This window comes from Burkholderia vietnamiensis LMG 10929, from assembly GCF_000959445.1.
Classification (GTDB): domain Bacteria; phylum Pseudomonadota; class Gammaproteobacteria; order Burkholderiales; family Burkholderiaceae; genus Burkholderia; species Burkholderia vietnamiensis.
This window is the reverse complement of record NZ_CP009632.1, coordinates 720,869-742,248: the sequence shown is the minus strand read 5'-3', so window position 1 is coordinate 742,248 and position 21,380 is coordinate 720,869. Positions and strand designations below refer to the sequence as shown.

Below are 21,380 nucleotides of genomic sequence, written 5' to 3'. Positions count from 1 at the left end.
AAGGCTCCTTAGAATGCGCTCAGTTCGACGCTGGGCTGGCGCGCGTCGGCCTGCAGCGCGCGCTGTCCGAGCGTCAGGTTGCGGATGCGGACGCCCGGATCGGCCAGCACTTCGCCGACCACGGACGTCAGTTCGTCCGCAAGGCCACGCACCAGCGCGTCGCTGAAGCGGCCGGCGTGATAGACGACGCTGATCGCGAGACCGTCCGCACGCGGCTCGGCGAGGAACCAGAAATCGGTGGCGGCTTCGCTGTCCGCGTGCTGCGGATCGTGATCCGGCAGCTCGGCGAGGCGCACCGGCCCCGCATAGCGATCGGTCGCGCCGTCACGCTGGTTCTGCAGCGTCAGGCCGATGTCGAACAGCGGATTGCGTCCGGCGACGCGCTCGATGTGCAGCTCGTCGAGCAGGCGGTCGAGCGGATACAGCGGATGCGAGAACGCTTCGAGCGTGGTGTCGCGCACGCGGGTCAGCAGCGTGTCGAAGCGGTCGTCGCCGGCGACCCGATCGCGCAGCGCCAGCACGTTCAGGTAAGGGCCGACCTGCGACTCGAGTTCAGGCAGCTCGCGTCCGGCGACCGGCGTACCGACGACGATGTCCTCCTGGCCGGAACGGCGGTAGAACAGCGCCTTGATGGCCGCCAGCAGCGCGATGAACAACGTCGCGCCGTGGCGCTTGCCGAGCGCGTCGAGCGCCGCCGTCTCGGCGGCCGGGAGCGCGAAGCGCCAGGTTTTCCAGCTCGGCGCGGCCGGCTGCGCGACGTCGCCGGGCAGCGCCAGCGCGCGCAGGCCGGCCAGCTTGTTCAGCCAGTAGTCCTTCATGCGCGCGCCGTCCGGGCCGGCGAGCAGCCGGTTCAGCCAGCCGGCGTAATCCTTGTACTGGATCTGCAGCGGGGGCAGCGGGTTGTCGCGACGCTGCACGAATGCGTCGTAGAGCCTCGACAGATCGTCGAGCAGCACCTCCGTCGACCAGCCGTCGGTGACGATGTGATGCATCGTGCAGATGCACACGTGCCGCACTTCGGAGAGCCTGAGCAGCTTGACGCGGAACAGCGGGCCGGTGGCGAGATCCATCGGCCCGAGCCGCTCGCTCGCGTGGATCGACATCGCGCGCGCATCGCGGTCGGCCGCGTCCTGCAGATCCACGACCTCGACCGCGAACGGGGCTTCGTCGGGCGGCAGCACCTGTTGCACCGGCTGGGTGCCGGCCAGCACGAAGCGCGTGCGCAGGATCTCGTGACGCTCGCTCAACGCGCGGAACGCCCGCACGAGCGCGTCCACGTCGAGCACGCCTTCCAGCAGCAGCGACGTGGGCAGCGGCCCGCCGGCCTGACCGGCATTGAGGCGATCCTGGACCCAGAGCCGCGTCTGGGCCGGCGACAGCTCGTAGTGGGCCTGCGGCGGCAGCGGCGTCACCGGCGCGTAGTCGATCGGCTGCGTCGCGGCGATGCGCTTCGCGAGGCTCGCGATGGTGGGGTGCTCGAACAGGCTGCGCATTTCCAGCTTCGCGTGCAGATCGCGACGGATGCGCGCGACGACCTTGGTCGCCAGCAGCGAGTTACCGCCCAGCTCGAAGAAATTGGCGGTCGTGCCGATCCTTGCGTTGCCGAGCACCTCCTGCCAGGTCGCCGCCAGCTGCGCTTCGAGCGCGTTGCCGGGCGCGACGTGAGCCACGCCGTCGGCCGGCTCGGGCAGGTGGGCGCGATCGAGCTTGCCGTTGGGCAGCTGCGCGAACGCGGGCACGACGACGAACGCGGACGGCACCATGTATTCGGGCAGCCGCTGCCGCAGGTGCGTACGCACGGCGTCGATCACGTCGGCCTCGCGATGCGGCGAGCACAGCCATGCGACGAGTCGCGCGCCGTCGTCCACGCCGCGCAGCGCCACGACCGCGGCGTCGACCAGCGGGTGCGACGTCAGCACGGCCTCGATTTCGCCGGGCTCGATGCGCAGGCCGCGCAGCTTGATCTGATGATCGATGCGGCCGAGGAACTCGATGTTGCCGTCGGGGCGGTAGCGCGCGAGGTCGCCGGTGCGGTACAGGCGCGCGTGCGGGTCGTCGGAGAACGGGTCGGCGATGAACTTCTCGGCGCTCAGATCCGGCTCGTTGTAATAGCCGCGGCCCACCGGCGTACCGCCGATCAGCAGCTCGCCGGGCACGCCGATCGGCGTCGGCTGCATCTGTGCGTCGACGATATAGATGCGCGTGTTCGCAATCGGCCGGCCGATCGGCACGATGCGCTGCGGGTCGTCGCGCCGGCATTCCCACGCGGTCACGTCGACCGCGGCCTCGGTGGGGCCGTACAGGTTGTACAGCTTGACATCCAGGCGCTCGAAGCAACGCTGCTGGAGGTCGTGGGGCAACGCCTCGCCGCTGCACACGACGCGGCGCAGCGACGCGCAGTGCGCAGCGAGTTGCGGATGATCGAGGAACGCGCGCAGCATCGACGGCACGAAATGCAGCGTCGTGATCCGCTCGCGGTCGATCAGTTCTACCAGATAGTCCGTCTCACGCTGCCCGCCGGGGCGCGCGAACACGAGACGCGCGCCGGTGACGAGCGGCCAGAAGAACTCCCACACCGACACGTCGAAGCTGAACGGGGTTTTCTGCAGTACGGCATCGTCGGTGTCGAGCGCATACGCGTGCTGCATCCACAGAATGCGATTGACGATCGCGCGATGGGTGTTGAGCGCGCCCTTCGGCCGGCCAGTCGAGCCCGACGTGTAGATCATGTAGGCGAGGTTGTCGCCGTTCAGCTCGGGCGTGGGGTTCGACGTCGGCGCCGCATCGAGGTCGAGCGTGTCGCGATCGACGACGATCGCCTGCGCGCCGGTATCTGGCAGCGCGGCGAGCAGATGCTGCTGCGTGAGCAGCCAGCGCAGCTGCGCGTGGTCGATCATGAAGCGCACGCGCTCGGCCGGATAGTCCGGGTCGACCGGCACGTATGCGCCGCCTGCTTTCAGGATCGCGAGCAGCGCGACGATCATGTCGAGCGAACGCTCCATCGCGACGCCGACGAGCGTATCGGGCGCGACGCCAAGTTCGATGAGCCGGTGCGCGAGGCGGTTGGCGCGCGCGTTGAGTTCGGCGTAGGTGAGGGCCGCACCGTCGTAGACGGCGGCGACGGCATCGGGCGTGCGCTCGACCTGTTGCTCGAACAACCGATGCAGCGGTTGCGCGGCCGCGTCGCCGAAATCGACGTCGGTGCGGTTCCATTCGACGGTCACCAGATTGCGCTCGGCGTCGCTCGTCAGCGGCAACCGCGCAACCGCGGCCGACGCGTCGGCGGCCGCAGCCGTCAGCAGCGTCTCGTAGATGCCGAGGAATCGCTGGGCCGTGCGCTCGTCGAACAGATCGGTGTTGTAGTCGCAATCGATCAGGAGCTCGTCGCCGGCGTCGAGCACGTTGACGTTCAGATCGAACGCGGTATAGCGGATCAGCGGCGCGACCAGGCCGACCGTCAGGCCCGGCAGTTCAGGCAGCGCCGACACGGGCTCCAGGTTGAACACCGCCGACACGAGCGGCGCGGCGTTCAGATCGCGCTGCGCGCCGATTTCGCGGACCAGCTCGGCGAACGGATAATCCTGGTGCTCGAGCGCATCGAGCAGGTTCTGGCGGGTGGCAGCCAGGAAGCTGGCGACCGACGCGCCGTCCGGCAGCGTCGAGCGCAGCGGCAGCAGATGCGTGCAGTAGCCGGCCACGCGCTCGCTGCCGGCCACCGAGCGGCCGGTCACCGGGATGCCCGTGACGATGTCCTGTTGACCGGCGACGCGATGCAGGAACAGATTGAAGCCCGCGAGCAACACCATATAGAGCGTGCAGCCGTTCTGGCGCGCGACGGTGCGCAGCGCCGCGGCCGCCGCGGCGTCGAGGTGCAGCGACAAGCGCGCGCCGTGAAACGTCTTCACGGCCGGCCGCGGATAGTCCGCGGGAAGACTCAACGGCTCGACCGCGCGCGCGCATTGCGCGAGCCAGTAGTCGCGATTCGCCTTCGTTTCCGGGCTGTGACGCTGGGCGTCGAGCGTCTTCAGGTACTCGCGAAACTGCAGCGGGGCCGCGTCCGGCGCGGCCCCGGCATACGCGCGGGCCAGATCCTCGAGCAGCACGCCGAACGTCGAGCCGTCGCAGACGATGTGATGGGCCGTCATCACCAGCAGGTGATGCTCGTCGTCCATGCGCACCAGCGCGGCGCGAAAGAGCGGCCCGTTCACCAGGTCGAACGGCTGGCGGCTTTCCTGCTGGCGCCACGCGTCCTGATCGCGGTCGATCAGCGGCAGCGCCAGCGTCAGCGACGGATGCACGATCTGGCCCGAGCCGTCCGGCAGGATCGTGGTGCGCAGCGCCTCGTGCCGATCGACGAGGCTCTGGACGGCCGCGCGCATCGCGGCCTCGTCGAGGCGGCCCTTCAGTTCGAGCGTCGTGTTGACGTTGTACGCGAGCGAGCCCTCGGGATCGATTTCCGACAGCACCCACAGCTGGCGCTGCGCCTCGCTGAGAGAAGCGACCGTGCCGTGCTTCGAGTGCGGCCGGATGAAGCCGCCGCGCCGCAGGTCGGCCACGCTGTCCTTCACCGCGCCGATGAACCGCTCGATGTCGGCATCCGTATGCGCGGTCGACAGGAAGCAGGTGCGCCATTCCCAGATGTAGATGCCCTTTTCGAGCATGTGATAGAAGAACAGGTCGAGGTTTTCGGTGAATTCGAAGCGGAACATCGAGCCGAACCAGGTGACCTTGATCGGCGCCTCGGCTTCCACGAAGAAGGCATTGAGCGTGTCGGCGATCTGCGCGGTCCGTTCGTTGAGCGCGGCCTGCAGCGCCGGGCCTTCCTGTTCGATCTTCTCCAGCACGGCCAGTGCGGCCGCCATCGCGAGCGGATACTGGCAGAAGGTGCCGCCGAACGCGGTGCGGTCCGCGGCGGGGAACGAATGGTCGCCGTAGGTCCACATGCCGCCGTCGATCGCATCCATGAAGCGGGTGGAACCCGCGATGACGCCCAGCGGCAGGCCGCCGCCGATGATCTTGCCGTACGTCGCGAGGTCGGCCTTGATGCCGAACATCGCCTGCGAGCCGCCCGGATGAACGCGGAAGCCGGTGATCATTTCGTCGACGATCAGCGCGACGCCGGCTTCCTCGGTGATGCGGCGCAATTCCTTGAGGAACCCGACCGGCTGCAGCGACGGGTTGCGGCTCTGCACCGGCTCCACCATCACGGCGGCGAGCGTCGGCGCGAGGTTGCGAATGGCATCGAGCGCGGCGTCGCTGCCGTAGTCGAGCACGATCATGTTCTCGATCGAACCGAACGGCACGCCGGGCGCGATGGTTTCCGTCGCGCCTTCCGCGTTCGCCGCGGCGAGCGTGCCGTCGGCGTGGCCGTGATACGAGTGCGTGAACATCACGATCTTGTCGCGCCCGGTCACGGCGCGCGCGAGCCGCATGGCGGTCATGACGGCCTCGGTGCCGGTGTTCGAGAACGCGACGCGATCGAGGCCGGTGACGCGTGCGAAGCGCGCGGCGACTTCGCCGACGAGGCTCGAGCGAGCGCCCAGTTCGAGCGGGCGCTGCCATTCGCGCGTGACCTGCTGCTGGATGAAGTCGGGCGAATGGCCGAACAGATGCACGCCGAAGCCCATCGTGAAGTCGATGTACTCGTTGCCGTCGATGTCCCACAGCCGCGAACCGGCCGCGCGATCGCCGACGATCGGATACAGCATCTCCTTGGTCGAAAAGCGGAAGCCGACCGTCGCACGGCTGTCGGCCAGCACCGGGCGCGACGCCTGCACCGACTCTTTCGATTTGCGGGTGCGCGACGTGTAGCGCACGATCAGCGCTTCGAGATGCTCCTGCTGCGCCGCGGACAGGCCGCGCGCGCGCTGTTCGACCGGGCTGCCCCACGGCATCATCGGCTTGGGCTTGCGGTTGTCGGCCGCGGCGGGCGCGGCCGGGTTCGCGGCAGCGGGCGTCGCCGCGCGCGCGGCGGCCGGGGCCGCCACCGCGGCCTTGGCGGCGACGTTCGCGACGCTGGCGGCGTTCGTGGGACTGGCGGCGACGCTCGCCGCGGCTTGCGGGGCCACCGGCGCGCCGGCCTGACCGTGCAGCGACGTGCGCAGCAGCTCCATCTGCTGGCTCATCAGCTGGGACAGCAACTGGTTCTGCTCGCGCAGCACGCGCTCGACCGTGGAGCCGCCTTCGGCTGCGACCCATTGCGTCGGGGCCGCTGCGACCGGCGCGAGCGCCGGCGCGGACGGTGCCGACGGTGCGAGCGCGACCGCCGCGGCGGCAGCAGCCGGCTCGGCCGCAGCCACGGCTACCGGCTCGGCCGGCGCGGCGACCGCCGGCAGGTTGTCCGCGACATACTTGGCGAGCGCCTCCATCGTCGCGAGGTCCTCGAAGAAGCGGCGCATTGCCAGCTTCACGCCGTACTGCTTTTCGATGTGGCGGATCGCCTCGATCAGGATGATCGAGTCGGCGCCCATCTCGAGGAACGGCACATCGATGTTGATGGTGGCCGGATCGGCCTGGATCAGCTCGCCGATCTTGCCGCGAAGCCAGTCGAGAACCTCGCCGCTACGATCGGGCGCCGGCGTGGCGGCGACGGGAGATGCACTTGTCTGTGTCATGGACGTTTCCGTTTTCTGGAACCAGGTACGGCTGCGTTGGAAGGGGTAGGACGGCAAGGCGACGCGCGCGGGCGCCGGTGTTTCGGTTGCGGCCCAGTCGATGTCGACGCCGCGCGCATACAGGCCCGTCAGGGTTTCGACCAGCGCCTGCTGCTCGGCCTGTGGTCGCTGCAGCGCAACGAAGTGGATCGCGGCGTCCGGTGCGCAGCACGCGCGGGCCAGGTTGACGAGCACCGGCTTGGGGCCGATTTCGACCAGCACGTTGAAGCCGGCTTCGGCGAGACGCTCGACGCTGCTCGCGAACTGCACCGGCTCGCGGCAATGACGACGCCAGTACGTGTCGTCGGGCGCGTCGTCCATCACGGCGCCGGTGAGATTCGAATAGAACGGGATCGCCGGGCGCGCGACGCGCACGCCTTTCGCCGCGGCCTGGAAGCTGTCGAGCATCGGCTCGACCAGCGGCGAGTGGAACGCGTGCGACGTGTTGAGCAGCACGGAGCGGATGTCCTGCGCGGCGAACGCGTCGACGAGCAGCGCGATGCGCTCGCGCCGGCCCGAGATCACGGTGCTCGCCGGACCGTTGACGGCGGCCACCGCGACCTCCTGCGGCCACGCGGCGATCGCACGCTCGACCGTGCCGAGGTCGGTGAAGATGGCCGCCATCTCGCCATCGCGCGGCAACGCCTGCATCAGGCGTCCGCGCTCGGCGATCAGGCGCAGCCCGTCCTCCGGCGAGAAGACGCCCGCCGCGCATGCCGCCGCGTACTCGCCGACGCTGTGGCCCATCACGGCGTCGGGCACCACGCCGAACGACCTGAGCAGCGTGGTGAGCGCGAACTGCAGCGAGAACAGGGCCGGCTGGCTGTAGCCGGTCTGGTGGATGTCGTCGCCGGGGGCGGACAGCACGTCGAGCAACGGCTTGTCGAGCAGCGGATCGGCCACCGCGCGGCAGCGGTCGATCGCGTCGCGGAACACCGGATACGCGTCGTACAGACGGCGGCCCATGCCCGCATATTGCGAGCCCTGGCCGGTGAACAGGAACGCCGTCTTCACGCGGGCCGCGCGCGGCGCCGCGGTGGACGGTTCCTGTTCGTGGAACGCGCGCAGCTTGTCGATCGCGTCGTCGATCGACGTCACCGGCAGCGCGAGCCGGTGCGCGAAGTGCGAGCGGCCGGTCGCGGCCGAAAACGCCACGGCCGCGATGTCGAGACCGCGCTCGGCTTCGAGCCGGCTCCGATAGCGCCCGGCGAGTTCGCGCAGGGCCGCGGGCGTCTTCGCCGACAGCACCAGCGGATGCACCTTGTGCTTCGACGGCGTCGCCGCGCGCGCCGGCGCGGGCGCCTCTTCCAGCACGAGGTGGGCATTGGTGCCGCTCGCGCCGAATGCGCTGACGCCGGCCCGGCGAGGCCGCTCGCCGCGCGGCCACGCGCTCGCCTCGGCGCAGATTTCGAGCGGCAAAGCGTCCCACTGCACCAGCGGGCTCGGCTGGCGGAAATGCAGATGGGCGGGAAGGCGTTCGTGGTTCAGCGCCAGCACGACCTTGATGACCCCCGCGATGCCGGCGGCGGATTCGGCATGGCCGATGTTGGTCTTCACCGAACCGACGCGCAGGCGCGGGCGGCCGTCGCGGCCTTCGCCGAACACCGTCGCCAGCGCGTTCAGCTCGACGGGGTCGCCCAGCGGCGTGCCGGTGCCGTGCGCTTCCACGTAGTCGATCGACGCGGCGGGAAGGGCGCCGAGCGCCTGGCGGATCACGGCTTCCTGCGCGCGGCCGTTCGGCGCGGTGAAGCCGCTCGATGCGCCGTCGTGATTCACCGCCGATCCGCGCAGCACGGCCAGCACGCGGTCGCCCGCGGCGAGCGCATCGGACAGGCGCTTGAGCACCAGCGCGCCGCAGCCTTCGCTGCGCACGAAGCCGTCGGCTGCCGCATCGAAGGTCTTGCAGCGGCCGTCCGGCGCGAGCGCCCGCGTGCGCGACACGGCGATGGAATTGTCCGGCGACAGGATCAGGTTCACGCCGCCCGCGATCGCGAGATCGCATTCGCCGCTGCGCAGATTCTGGCTGGCCGTATGGATCGCGCTGAGCGACGACGAGCACGCCGTGTCGATCGCCATGCTCGGCCCTTGCAGGCCGAGGCCGTACGAGATGCGGCCGGCGGCCGTGTTCAGCGGATTGCCGGTGAAGAAATAGCCGTCGATGCCGCCGTGGCGCAGCTGCAGGTTCGCGTAATCGTTGGTGGTGATGCCGACGAACACGCCGGTGCGGCTGCCCTTCAGGCCGTCGACCGGAATGCCGGCATGCTCGAGCGCTTCGTGACTGACTTCGAGCAGCAAGCGCTGCTGCGGGTCCATCGCAGCCGCTTCGCGCGGCGTGATGCGGAAGAAGGCCGGATCGAACTGGTCGACGCCGTCGAGAAAGCCGCCGAAGCGGCAATACATGCGCCCCGGCGCTTCGGGATCGCGATCGTAGTACGCATCGACATCCCAGCGCTCGCGCGGCACCTCGGAGATCGCGTCCACGCCGTCGTTCAGCATCTGCCAATAGGCGTCGAGATCGTGCGCGGCGCCCGGAAAGCGGCAACTCATGCCGACGATCGCGATCGGCTCCGGCGTGCCGGCCTCGCGGGCCGTGGCCGTCGGCGCGGCCGGTTGCGAGGCCGGCTTGGCGGCTGCAGGCTGCGTCGGCTCCGCGAGCGCGTCCGGCGCCACGCCGGGCGCTTGCTCCGTCAGGAAATCCGCGAGCGCGTTGATGGTCGGATGATCGAACAACAGCGCGACCGACAGCTTGATGCCCAGCGCGTTCTCCAGCTGCGTGCGCACGTCGAGCGCCATGAGCGAATCCATGCCCATCTCGAAGAAGCCGAGGTCGCGGTCCAGCGTCCCGGCGCCGTAGCCGAGCACGTCGGCCACCGCCTGCTCGATGCTGTCCGCGACCTGCCGCCTGCGCTCGCGCGGCGATACGTCGCCCGACGCCGGCAGCGCAGCTGCGCCCGTGGCACCCGACGGGCTCGACGGGCTCGCGCTGGTCCGCACGCGATCGAGGAACGGCCGCGGCCCACGCGCCTCGTACGAGCCCTGGAACCGTTCGAGGTCGATATCGACGATCGCCGCCTGCGGCACGGCGGCCACGCGGTCGAGCATGTGGAGCGCGCGGTCGGCCGCCAGCGAACGGATGCCGACCCGCCGCAGCAGCGCTTCCGCATCGGGGAACGTCATGCCGCCTTGCGCCCACGGCCCCCAGTTCACGGAGAGGGCCGGCAAGCCGAGGCCGCGGCGATGATGCGCGAGCGCGTCGAGGAACCGGTTGGCGGCACTGTAGTGCGCCTGCTCCCGCGAGCCCCAGGCAGATGCGATCGACGAGAACATGACGAAGAAATCGAGCGGGAAAGCCTCGCTGTGCCGATGCAGCAGCCACGCGCCGGCGACCTTCGGCTGCAGGACCGCGTCGAGTTCGTCGCGCCCGACCTGCAGGATCGGCTTGTAGCCGACGACGCCGGCCGCATGCACGATGCCCCGCAGCGGCACGCGGTCGCGCCGCAGTTCGGCGAAGAAGGCGTCGACCGCCGCCGGGTCGGCGATATCGAGGCGCTCGCAGCGCACCGCCACGTCGCGCTCGCGCAGCTCGGCGAGCGCCTGCCGGCTCGCGTCGCTCGCCGCGCCTTGGCGGCCGGCCAGGATCAGCGTGCGCGCGCCGCGCGCCGCGAGCCACCGGGCCGTGTGCAGGCCGAGCGCGCCGAACCCGCCGGTGATCAGGTAGGTCGCGTCCGGCTCGACCCGCAGCGCGTCCGTTTCGGCGGGCACGAGCGGGTTCAGGCGCGCCACCAGGCGCGCGCCGTGCCGCAACGCGACCTGGTCCTCGCGGCTCTCGACGAGCAGCTCGTCCAGCAGCGCGTCCGGTTCGTCGTCCGGCGCGGCCGGGTCGAGGTCGATCGCGGTGCCGAACCAGTCCGGATGCTCGATCATCGCGCCGCGCGCGAGGCCCATCAGCGCGGCCTGGGCGACGCCCGTCACGCGTGGGGCGTCGCCCGCTTCCACGGCGTCGCGCGTGACCACCCGGATGCGCGGCCGCAGCGAAGCCGTCCAGTCGCGCTCGCCGCCCACCAGCGCATGCACGAGATGCAGCAGCGCAGCGGACATGCGCGTCGCGCCGGCGGCTTCGTCCAGGCCCCATAGAAACACGATGTGCCGGGCAGGAGCGGCGGCTTCATCCAGCAGGCGCACGAAATCGTCCGGGCGCTCCGGCGCGACCTGCCAGCCTGCCGCCGCGTTGCCGCCATAGTCGACGCCCGCGCGCACCAGCGCGCACGACGCGGCGCGCGCGCGCAGCAGCGCCGCCAGCCGCTCACCCACGCCGGTTTCGTCCGCGAAGATCAGCCACGACGATGCGGGCAGGGCCGCGCGCGCAGTCGGTGCCGCGACGTGCTGCTCCCATGCGACGTGATAGAGCGACGGCGCGGCCGGGGCGACGGCTTCGTCGGCGGCCGGTGCGAACGCGGTGCGGACCAGCTCCGGAAACGCGTTCAGCACGTCGTCCGGGTACTTGCCCGACGCCTTCAGGTGCCGCACCGCCGCGTCGATGCTGCCGGCGTCCATGCCGACGGCCGGCGACTGGATTTTCTCGAGGCTGAAGCGCTGCCGCTCGAACGGGTAGTTCGGCAGCATCGTGGCAGGCTGCGCAGCCACGGGGAACAGCGCCTGCCAGTCGAACTGCCCGCCGCGCACGTACAGCGCCGCGATTGCGCGCTCCAGCGCATCGCCCGCGCAGGGCGGCGGCAGCCAGCTGTCGGCGAACCCCTCCGGCACGGGCGGCTCGGCGGCCCGCTCGGACGCCTCGGCGAGCTGCAACCAGTACGCGGCGTGCGTCACCTCGTCGGCGACCTCGGCGCCGAGGCAGCCGGAGATCAGCCGCACCGTCGGCCGCGCGAGCCGTACGTCGTGCAGCGCCGCGCGCATGGCGGCGGCATCCGCGCGGACGGCGAGCACGCGCAGCGCGTCGGCGATGCTCAGGACGCCGGCCACACAGGCCGCGACATATTCGCCGACGCCGTGCCCCGTCACGACGGCCGGGCGGATGCCCCATGCCTGCCACAGCTGCGCCCACGCGAACGCGGCCGCGAAGCGGCCCGCATCGGTATCGAGCGCCGCGAGCGGCACCGCGCATTGCGCGAACGCGTCGCGGAACAGCGGCTCGGACGCGTGAAGCGCGCGCGCGGCGTCCGGGTCCGGCGCGCCGAACGCGACGCCCACGCGCAACGCCTTGCCGGTGCGCGGCGCGCCGGCCGACGGCACGCGCACGCCGGCCACATAGGCCGCGCGATACGGATGGTGGCTTCGCCCAGTGGCGGCGGCGCGGCACACGGCGGCAAGCTGTTGCGGCGGCGCGTCGCGGAGCGCGCGCTCGTAGCGTTGCGCGAGCGCCGTGAGCGCCGCTTCGGAGCGGGCCGACAGCAGCAACAGCGCGCGCTGCGCCGCAGGCGACGGCGCGACCGGCGGCTCCTCGACGACGGCGTGCGCGTTGGTGCCGCTGAATCCGAACGCGCTCACGCCGGCGACACGCCGGCGTTCCCCGCGCGGCCAGTCGAGCGGCTCGACCGCGACGCGGACCGGAATCTCCTGCCACGGCGTATGCGGATTGGGTTGCCGGAAGTGCAGGTGCGCAGGAATCCGGCCGTGCTGGAACGACAGCAGCACCTTGATCAGCCCGGCCATGCCGGACGCCGATTCGAGATGCCCGATATTGGTCTTGACCGAACCGATCACGAGCGGCTCGTGCGCCGCACGCCCGGCGCCGTAGACGCGGGCCAGCGCGTCGACCTCGATCGGGTCGCCCAGCGACGTGCCGGTGCCGTGCGCTTCGACATAGCCCACCTCGGCCGGCGCGACACCGGCCTGGCTCAGCGCGCGGCGGATCACGCGTTCCTGCGAATCGCGGCTCGGCACGGTGAGGCCGCCGCCCGCGCCGCCCTGGTCGACCGCCGTGCCGCGCACGACGCCGAGCACGCGGTCGCCGTCGGCGAGTGCGTCGGCGAGGCGCTTGAGCACCACCATCCCGCAGCCTTCGCCGCGCACGTAGCCGTCCGCCGCCGCATCGAAGGTCTTGCAGCGGCCGTCCGGCGACAGCATCCGGGCTTGCGAGAAGCTGACCATCACCTCGGGCGACAGCATCAGGTTGACGCCGCCCGCCAGCGCCATGTCGGTTTCGCGCGAGCGCAGGCTTTCGCACGCGAGGTGCAGGCAGACGAGCGACGACGAGCACGCGGTGTCGATCGCCATGCTCGGCCCGGTGAGGCCCAGCACGAACGACAGCCGGCCGGCGGCCATGTTCAGCGCGCTGCCCGTGCCGGCGTAGCTGCTCGACGGCATCGCCGCGTTCGACACCTGGATCGCATGATCGAAGCACGTGATGCCGACGTACACGCCGGTGGCCGATTGCCGGAAGCGCTCGGGTGGCAGATGCGCATTCTCGAGCGCTTCCCACGCGACTTCGAGCAGCAGCCGTTGCTGCGGATCGAGGTAGGTCGCTTCGCGCGGCGCGATCCCGAAGAACGCGGCGTCGAATTCGTCGACGCGCTCGAGGAAGGCCCCGTGCCGCGTTGCCATCTTGCCCGGCGTGGCCGGATCGGGGTCGTAATAGCGATCAATGCTCCAGCGTTCGCCCGGCACTTCGGTGACGGCATCGCGCGCGCCGTCGAGCAATCGCCAGAACGCGTCCGGCGTGTCGCTGCTGCCGGGAAAGCGGCACGCCATGCCGATCACGGCGATCGGCTCGTTGCGGTCCGATCGCAGCGCCGCGATTTCCGCGCGCCGCAGGCGGAGTTCGTCGAGCGCGGCTTTGAGTGCTTGCGTGGCCTTGGCGTTCATTGGGCGCCGATCTCCTGGGCGATCAGTTCGGAAAGTTCGTCCTCGTCGAGCTCGTCGAGGTCGTCCGAGGCGGCGTCGCCGGCCGCCTCGGGAAGCGACGACGACAGCTCGTCGAGAATGAAGCGGGCGAGCGTCTGCAGGTTCGGATAGGAAAAGAACAGCGTCGCGCGCAACGGCTTGCCGAACGTCTTGGCGAGGCGGTCCGTCAGTTCGAGCGCGACCAGCGAATCCAGGCCGAGATCGAGCAGCGACTGTTCGGGCGCGATGGCGTCGGGGCCGGCGAGCCGCAGCGTCTCGGCCAGCATCTTCGCGAGCGTGTCGGTGACGAGCGCGAGCCGCTCGCGCGGCGCGCACGCCTGCAGCTCGCGCACCAGCGGCGTCTCCTGCTGCGCGGGTTGGGCGGCCGGTTGCGCCAGCTCGCTGAAGAGCGCGGACCCGGCGGCCGGCGCATCGACCCGGAACAGCGTCGGCCAGTCGATGTGCGCGACGCCGGACTGCGCGACGCCCGCCGCCATCAGCCGCTCCAGCGTCGCGATCGCGAGGTCCGGCGACAGCGTGCCGACGCCGAGCGCAGCCAGCTGTTCGTGCGCGCGCCGGCCGTAGTCGCTGGCCGCATGGCCGATGTCGGCCCACGGCCCCCAATTGACGCTGAGCGCCGGTTTCCCGTGCGCGCGCCGGTGCTGCGCCAGCGCGTCGAGGAAGCTGTTGGCCGCCGCGTAGTTGCCCTGGCCCGGCATGGTGAGCAGCGCGGCCATCGACGAGAACAGCACGAAATGATCGAGCGGCAGGTCGGCCGTCAGCTCGTGCAGATACCACGCACCGTCGGCCTTGCCGCTGCCGGCGCGGTGGAAGAAGTCGTCGTCCTGGCGCGTCAGCAGCGCATCGTCGAGCGCACCGGCGAGGTGGAACACGCCCTTGAGCGGCGGCATCGCGTGCGCGATTTCGGCGAGCGCTTGCACGACGTCGTCGCGATCCGCGAGATCGGCGCGGATGAAGCGCGCGCCGAGCGTGCGCAGCATCTGCTCCGCTTCGGCCGACGGCGCGCTGCGGCCGAGCAGCACGACCTGACCGGCGCCGTTGTCGGCGAGCCACGACGCGAGGCGCAGGCCGAGCCCGCCGAGGCCGCCCGTCACCAGATAGGTCGCGTCGCGGTGGAACCGGACCGGCCGGTGGCTGACGAATTCGCGATTGTCGCGGGCGATGCGCGCGACGTGGCGCTGGCCGCGGCGAAACGCGATCATGTCTTCGCGGCCGGCGGCCCGGATCGCCTGCACGACATCGGCCGCCGACGGCTGCTCGGGATCGAGATCGACGAGCCCGCCCCACAGCGCCGCATGCTCGACCGCGATCGCCCGGCCCAGCCCCCACAGCGGCGCCTGCGCGACCGCGGTCGCTTCGCCGTCCAGCACGTTCATCGCGCCGGACGTCACCAGCCACAGACGCGGCTGCGGGCCGGCCGCCGCGCCCGACGCCAGCGCCCTGACCAGTTGCAGCACGCTCGCGCTGGCACGCCGTCGCGCCGCGATGTCGGCGGGTGCGAGATCGAGGCTCCATAGATGAATCACGCCCTTGAGCGGACGGTCGAGCGCGGGCAGCGCCGGCGTCGCGTCGTCGAACTGCAGCGTGCAGGTGTCGCCGGCGCTTTCGAGCAGGCCGGCCAGTTGCGCGCCGACGCCGCCGCGATCCGCGAATATCAGCCACTCGCCGGCGGGCGACGCGCCAAGGGTCGCGTCGGCGCTCGACGGTCTCCAGACGCGCTGATAAAGCAGCCCGGACAGGTCGTGCCGCTCGGCGCTGCGCGCCGAGCGCACTTGCTGCAAGCGCAGCGCGTCGATCTCGATCAGCAGCCGGCCGGCGAGGTCGTGGACGCGGATATCGCCTTCGAGTGCGCGCTGCCCGTCCGGCTTGCGCAGCGTCGCGTGACTCCACGCGTCGGTCGACGACGGCGGCTGGTGAACCCGCACCGCGCCGATCGAACTGGGCAGGTACAGGTCGCCGGCCTCCAGCGCAGCCGGATCGACCGCGGCGGCGAGCACGCGGCTGCACGCGTCGAGAAAGGCCGGATGCACGTGGTACTGCGACGACGCCGGCGCGTCGGCCGGCAGGCTGATGCGGCCGAGCGCTTCGCCGGCCGTGCGCCAGATTTGCTGGATCGCGTTGAACGCGCCGTCGATCTGCACGCCGTGCTGGCCGATCTCGCCGTTGAAGTCGACGCCCGACGTCGTCTCGGTGCAGCGGGCCTGCACCGCGGCGGCATCGAACTTCGTCGGCGCGACGCGGCGCGTCGGCGCGCACATCTCGCGCAGCCGGCGCAGGTGCGGCAGATTGCCGAGGATCGCTTCGACCGGCGGCCCGAAATCGAGCAGGCACGCCACCTCGTCCACGCCGATCGATTCGAGTTCCCGCACGAGTTCGATGCAGGTATCGGGGGTGCCGATGAGCCCGCGCGATTGCGCGAAGCGTTCGTAGAGAAACTCGACGAACTCGTCCAGCTCGCGCGCGCCCATCGCGCGCACGTCCACCGACTGGCCGCGGCTCTGCGCCAGCCCGTTCAGCAGGCCGATATTGCTGCGGATGTAGTTGCAGAACGGCGCGCGCGCCTGCTCGCGTACGCGCGCCGCGTCGTCGCCGACGAACGTATGCAGCATCACCGACACGGTGCCGGCAGCCGGATCGAAGCCGTGCCGCGCGCGCGCGTCGCGGTACAGCGCGATCTTCTGCGCGAGCTGGTCGCGGTCCTGATCGAGCACGTGGGTCAGCAGGTTGGCGCCGACTTCGCCGGCGCGCACGAAGGTCTGCGGATTGCTGGCCGCCGTGACCCAGACGGGCAGCTCCGGCTGCACCGGCGTCGGATAGATGCGCAGCTGCACCGGCTTGCCCACGCCGTTGGTCGCCTCCAGCAGCGCGCCGCGCCACAGCTTTCGGACGGCGTCGATCGTGGTCAGCATCTCGTCGTGCCGGGTCGCGTACTTGTCCGGCGCGAACACGAAGTCGTCCGGATTCCAGCCCGACGCGAACGACACGCCGACGCGGCCGTTCGACAGGTTGTCCACCATCGACCATTCTTCCGCGATCCGGATCGGGTTGTGCAGCGCCGCTACCACGCTGCCCGCGATCAGCGTCACGCGTTGGGTGAGCGCGGCCAGCGCCGCATGCAGCACGGCCGGATTCGGGTACAGCGAGCCGAATTCGGTGAAGTGGCGCTCCGGCACCCAGACGCTGGAGAAGCCGTTCGCATCGGCGAAGCGCGCGCTCTCCATGACCAGTTGGTACTTGTTGCCGGACAGCGCCTCTTCACTGCTCGCGAAGAACATCAGGCCGAATTTCATGCGTGGCTCCGCTCGGATTCGTGTATTTCGGCACTCGCGCACATTTGCCATGCGGCGGCGCCGCTCGTGTCGTCGATCCGGTGATAGACGGCGAACGAAAACGGTCCCCAGGACCGCCGGCTCAGCACGGTCTGCACGGTGTGCGATCGATGCGCATGCAACGGTAACGGCGCGTGCAGCGCGAGGTCCTTCAACGTCGTATGGCCGGCCGCGCCGATTTCCGACGTCGCGGCCAGCGCCATTTCCACATATGCGGAGTAGGGCAGCACCGGCGAACCCTTGACGCGATGACCGTCGAGAAACGTGGCGGCCGGCGCGTCGAGACGCGACTGCCAGATCCACGTGGCCGGCGCATGCGCGTGCTGCTCGAGACGACGCCCGAGCAGCGGATGGCGCGGCGCGTCGGGACTGATCCAGAAGGCGCGCCGCTCGAACGGATAGGTGGGCAGGGCGAGGCGGCGACGCGGCGCGTGTCGCGCGACGGCATCCCAGTCGAGCGACGCGCCTCGCACGTAGAGCTCGGCGAGCGTGTGCAGGATCGTGTTCCACGCGGCCGCCTGCGTGCCGATCTCGATCTCGATCGAGTTGCCGGTGTCGGCCGCCTTGGCACCGTCGGACAGCTGCGGCACGCCGGTCAGCTGCGGCACGCCGGTCAGCGATGCAGCCGCGCGATGCCCGTCGCCCGTGCTGCTGACCGCCGTCGGCGTGACGCCGAACGACATCCACAGTTGCGCGAGCGCGCACTGGAACGCCGTGAACGGCGGCGCGTCGCATGCGTCGGCTGCGTCGGCGTTCCGCTGCATTAGCGCGTCGAAGGCCGGGCTCGCGGCGCGCAGGTGGCGCATGGCGTCGGCGCTGCCGCCGTCGTCGGCGGCAAAGTGGAACGTCACTGCGGGCGGCTGCTCGGCCGGCTCGCCGGCCACGACGGCATCCAGTTGCGCACGCAACCCTTCGATGCTCGACGCGACGAGCGCCGCCCGCCGCGCGAAGTGCGTGCGTCCGGTGTTCGCGGTGAACGCGACGTCCTGCACCCGCGCGTCGGGATGGGCGTCGAGATAGGCCGCGTACGCTGCCGCCAGCGTCTGCAACGCTTCCGGCGTGCGCGCGGAGAGCGTCACGACGCACGACGCGCTCGCAGCCGCCTCCGCTTCCGGGCGCGCGTCCTGCGGTGCTTCCGACAGAATCACGTGCGCATTGGTGCCGCCGAAGCCGAACGAGCTCACGCCGGCCAGGCGCGTGCCGTGCTCGGCCTGCCACGGCGTGACCTGCTGCGGAATGCGGAACGGCGTGCCGTCGACGGCGATCTGCGGATTGATCGACCGGAAATGGAGGTTCGGCGGAATCGCGCGGTGGTGCAGCACGAGGGCCGTCTTGATCAGGCTGGCGATCCCGGCTGCGGACTCCAGATGCCCGATATTGGTCTTGACCGAACCGATCCAGCAATGCGCGTCCGGTGCGCGCGATTCACCGAGCACGGCCGCCAGCGCGTTCAACTCGATCGGGTCGCCGAGCGGCGTCCCCGTCCCGTGCGCCTCGACGAAGCCGATGTCCTGCGCTGGCACGCCCGCATCGCGCAGCGCGTCGACGATCACGGCCTGCTGCGCCGGGCCGTTGGGGGCGGTCAAGCCGTTGCTGCGCCCGTCCTGGTTCACCGCCGAGCCGCGGATCACCGCGAACACGGTGTCGCCGTTCGCGAGCGCATCGTCGAGACGCTTGAGCAGCACCATGCCCACGCCTTCGCCGCGCACGTAACCGTTGGCGGCCGCATCGAAAGCCTTGCAACGGCCGTCCGGCGACAACATGCCGGCCTGCGTGAACGACGCGCTCAGTTGCGGCGCCAGAATCAGGTTGACGCCGCCGGCCAGCGCCGCGTCGGACTCGCCGCGCTGCAGCGTGCGGCACGCGTGATGAACCGCGACGAGCGACGACGAACACGCAGTATCGACCGCCCAGCTCGGGCCGCGCAGATCGAGCGTGTACGAGATGCGGTTCGCGGCGACGCCGAGCGCATTGCCGGTCGCGACATAAGGGCCGATATCGGCCGCTTCCTGCTGCGCCAGCCGGACGTAGTCGGCATTGCTGATGCCCACGACGACCGCGGTGCGTGCGCCGGCGAGACTGCGCGGTGCGATCCCCGCATGTTCGAGCGTCTCCCATGCGACCTCGAGCAGCAGACGCTGTTGCGGATCCATCGACTCGGCTTCGCGGGCACTGATGCCGAAGAACGCCGCATCGAAGCGGTCGACGTCTTCCAGCAGCCCCGTCGGCGGCAGCGCGCCGGCGCGCCGGGTGGACGCGCCGATCGCGTCGCGGCCGTCGAGCAGCAGTCGCCAGAATTCGTCGGGGCCGTTCGCGCCGGGGAATCGGCATCCGATGCCGACGATCGCGATGTCCGCATGTGCACTGGACGGAGCGGCCGCGGCGCGGGCCGGCGCGACGTCGTCGGCGCCGCACAGATGGCGCGCAAGCAGCGCAATGCTCGGAAAATCGTAGACGACGGTAGGCGAAACCGGAAGCCCGAGCCAGTCCTGCAACTCGCCCGACAGCATGATCGCGTCCCGCGAATCGAGGCCGTAGATGCTGAACGGCTGGTCGGGGTCGATGGCGGCCGGGTCGATTCCCGACAGATGTGCGACACGCTCGACGCACCATTGCACGAGCGCCTGCGTATCGCGCGATGGGGCCTCGGACGGTGCGTGCGCCGCCGGCAGCGGGCGGCGCCACTCGCCCGCGATCGCGAGCCCCTGACCGTCGACGAACGCCTGCCGGATGCGGCTGCGCTGGATCTTTCCGCTCGACGTGCGCAGGATCGTCGCGGGCTTCAACAGCACAGCCGCGTACAGATCGACGTCATGCTGTTCCGCGAGCGTGCGCCGGATCTCCGCAGCAACGGCTTCGGCATTCAGCGTGTTGAGCGCTTCGCGGCGCACTTCACAGGCGACGACGATCCGCTCGGTTCCGTCGACGGTGATCGAGAAGGCCGCCGATGCGTTCGGCGCCAGTGCGGCGTGCGCGCCCTCGGCGGTGTGCTCGAGATCCTGCGGGTAGTGATTGCGACCCGCGACGATGATGAGATCTTTCAGGCGGCCGGTGACGAACAGGTGCTCGCCGTCGACGAAGCCCAGATCACCGGTGCGCAGGTAATGCGCGGCATCGCCGTCGAGCGTCGCGCGAAAGGTGCGCGCCGTCTCGTCGTCGCGCTTCCAGTAGCCCGCGCCGACGCTCGGGCCGGTCAGCCAGATTTCGCCGATCCGGCCGGGCGGGCACCGCTCGCCGGTATCCGGATTGACGATCTGCACGCGATGCCCGGCCCACGGCCGCCCGCATGAAACCAGCGCGTGGCGCTTGCCGTGCTCGTGCCTCGTCGCCACGCCGCGGGCGAGATCGTCGGCGTCGTAGTCCGCCACCAGCGGCGGCGAATGCGCCGGCTGCCCCGAGATGAACAAGGTCGCCTCGGCCATCCCGTAGACGGGGCGCATGGTGTGCGCGTGAAAGCCGCATGCGGCGAACGCGCGAGAAAAACGCGCGACCGACTCCGCGCGCACCGGCTCGGCGCCGTTGAATGCCACCTTCCAGCTGCCGAGATCGAGCTGCGCGCGCGCGTCATCCGAGACCTTGCGTGCGCACAGGTCGTAGGCGAAGTCGGGCGCGGCGCAATGCGTGGCGCGATAATTCGTGATCGCCTGAAGCCAGCGGACCGGCCGCTGCACGAAGGCCGCGGGCGCCATCAGCACCGACAGCACACCGAGATGGATCGGCAGCAGCACCTTGCCGAAGAAGCCCATGTCGTGAAACACCGGGAGCCAGCTGACGAACACCGTCGACGCATCGGCATCGCTCGCCTCGGCGATGACGGCCATATTGCTCAGGATGTTTGCATGACTGATCATCACGCCTTTCGGCGTGCCGGTCGAACCGGACGTGTATTGCAGAAGCGCCAGTGTCTGCGGCGTGATGTCCGGCGCACGCCATTGCTCGGCCGGCGCATCGAAGTGCTGGTCCGTCGCCAGGACATACAGCTCCAGCGTGTCGGAATAGCCGTCTGCGCGATCCGTCAGACCGTCGAGCGTGGCTGCATCGGTGAGCGCGACTACGGGCGTCGCGTCGGCGACGATGGCCTTCAGCCGGTCGGCCGGCCGATGGCGGCGCGGCGCGTAGGCCGGCACGCCGATCAGGCCGGCGTACAGGCATCCCACCCACGCACAGATGAATTCGAGCCCGGGCGGGTAGACCAGCAGCACGCGCTCGCCGGGTTGCGCCAGGCGCTGCAGCCTCGCGGCGATACCGCGAGCCCGCCTGTCCAGATCGCCGAACGTGAGCCGAGCCTGTTCCGTTTCGCCGTTCTCGAGAAAAATGAAAGCCGTCTTCTCGGGTTGGGTCGCGCCGCGAAACGCTATTACTTCAGTAACAGTCCTGAATTTTGTATCGGGATTCATACTCGATCTTCGTTGTCCGCTGAACGTTCAAACCCTCTGGGCCGGTGTCGCTATCCCGCGGCGCTTGCCGGGGTCGGGGCGGCATTGAAATTAGAGCATCGCTCTAATCCGACGTCTGCCCCGTAATCCAATGACACGGC

At 70.5% G+C, this 21,380-nt stretch carries 3 protein-coding genes; all 3 read right to left on the bottom strand.

The features are described from left to right. Positions 1–8 precede the first annotated feature (8 nt). From AK36_RS28210 to AK36_RS28200, 3 genes are read right to left on the bottom strand one after another with little or no spacing between them, the layout of a single operon-like run. A complete protein-coding gene (locus tag AK36_RS28210) occupies positions 9–13,475 on the bottom strand; it encodes a hybrid non-ribosomal peptide synthetase/type I polyketide synthase (RefSeq protein WP_045579759.1) in 13,467 nt (4,488 codons plus the stop codon). Then, complete coding sequence (locus tag AK36_RS28205; RefSeq protein WP_045579758.1) at positions 13,472–16,804, bottom strand: type I polyketide synthase; 3,333 nt, start codon at positions 16,802–16,804, stop codon at positions 13,472–13,474. The genes AK36_RS28210 and AK36_RS28205 overlap by 4 nt, the downstream gene beginning before the upstream one ends. Beyond that, entirely contained in the window at positions 16,801–21,240 is a 4,440-nt protein-coding gene (locus AK36_RS28200; RefSeq protein WP_045579757.1) for a beta-ketoacyl synthase N-terminal-like domain-containing protein, read from the bottom strand. The genes AK36_RS28205 and AK36_RS28200 overlap by 4 nt, the downstream gene beginning before the upstream one ends. Positions 21,241–21,380: the final 140 nt, after the last annotated feature.

Excerpts from the sequence above, each read along its gene's own strand:
- AK36_RS28205 (WP_045579758.1), bottom strand. The coding sequence starts at position 16,804 with ATGAAATTCGGCCTGATGTTCTTCGCGAGCAGTGAAGAGGCGCTGTCC.
- AK36_RS28200 (WP_045579757.1), bottom strand. The coding sequence starts at position 21,240 with ATGAATCCCGATACAAAATTCAGGACTGTTACTGAAGTAATAGCGTTT.
- AK36_RS28210 (WP_045579759.1), bottom strand. The coding sequence starts at position 13,475 with ATGAACGCCAAGGCCACGCAAGCACTCAAAGCCGCGCTCGACGAACTC.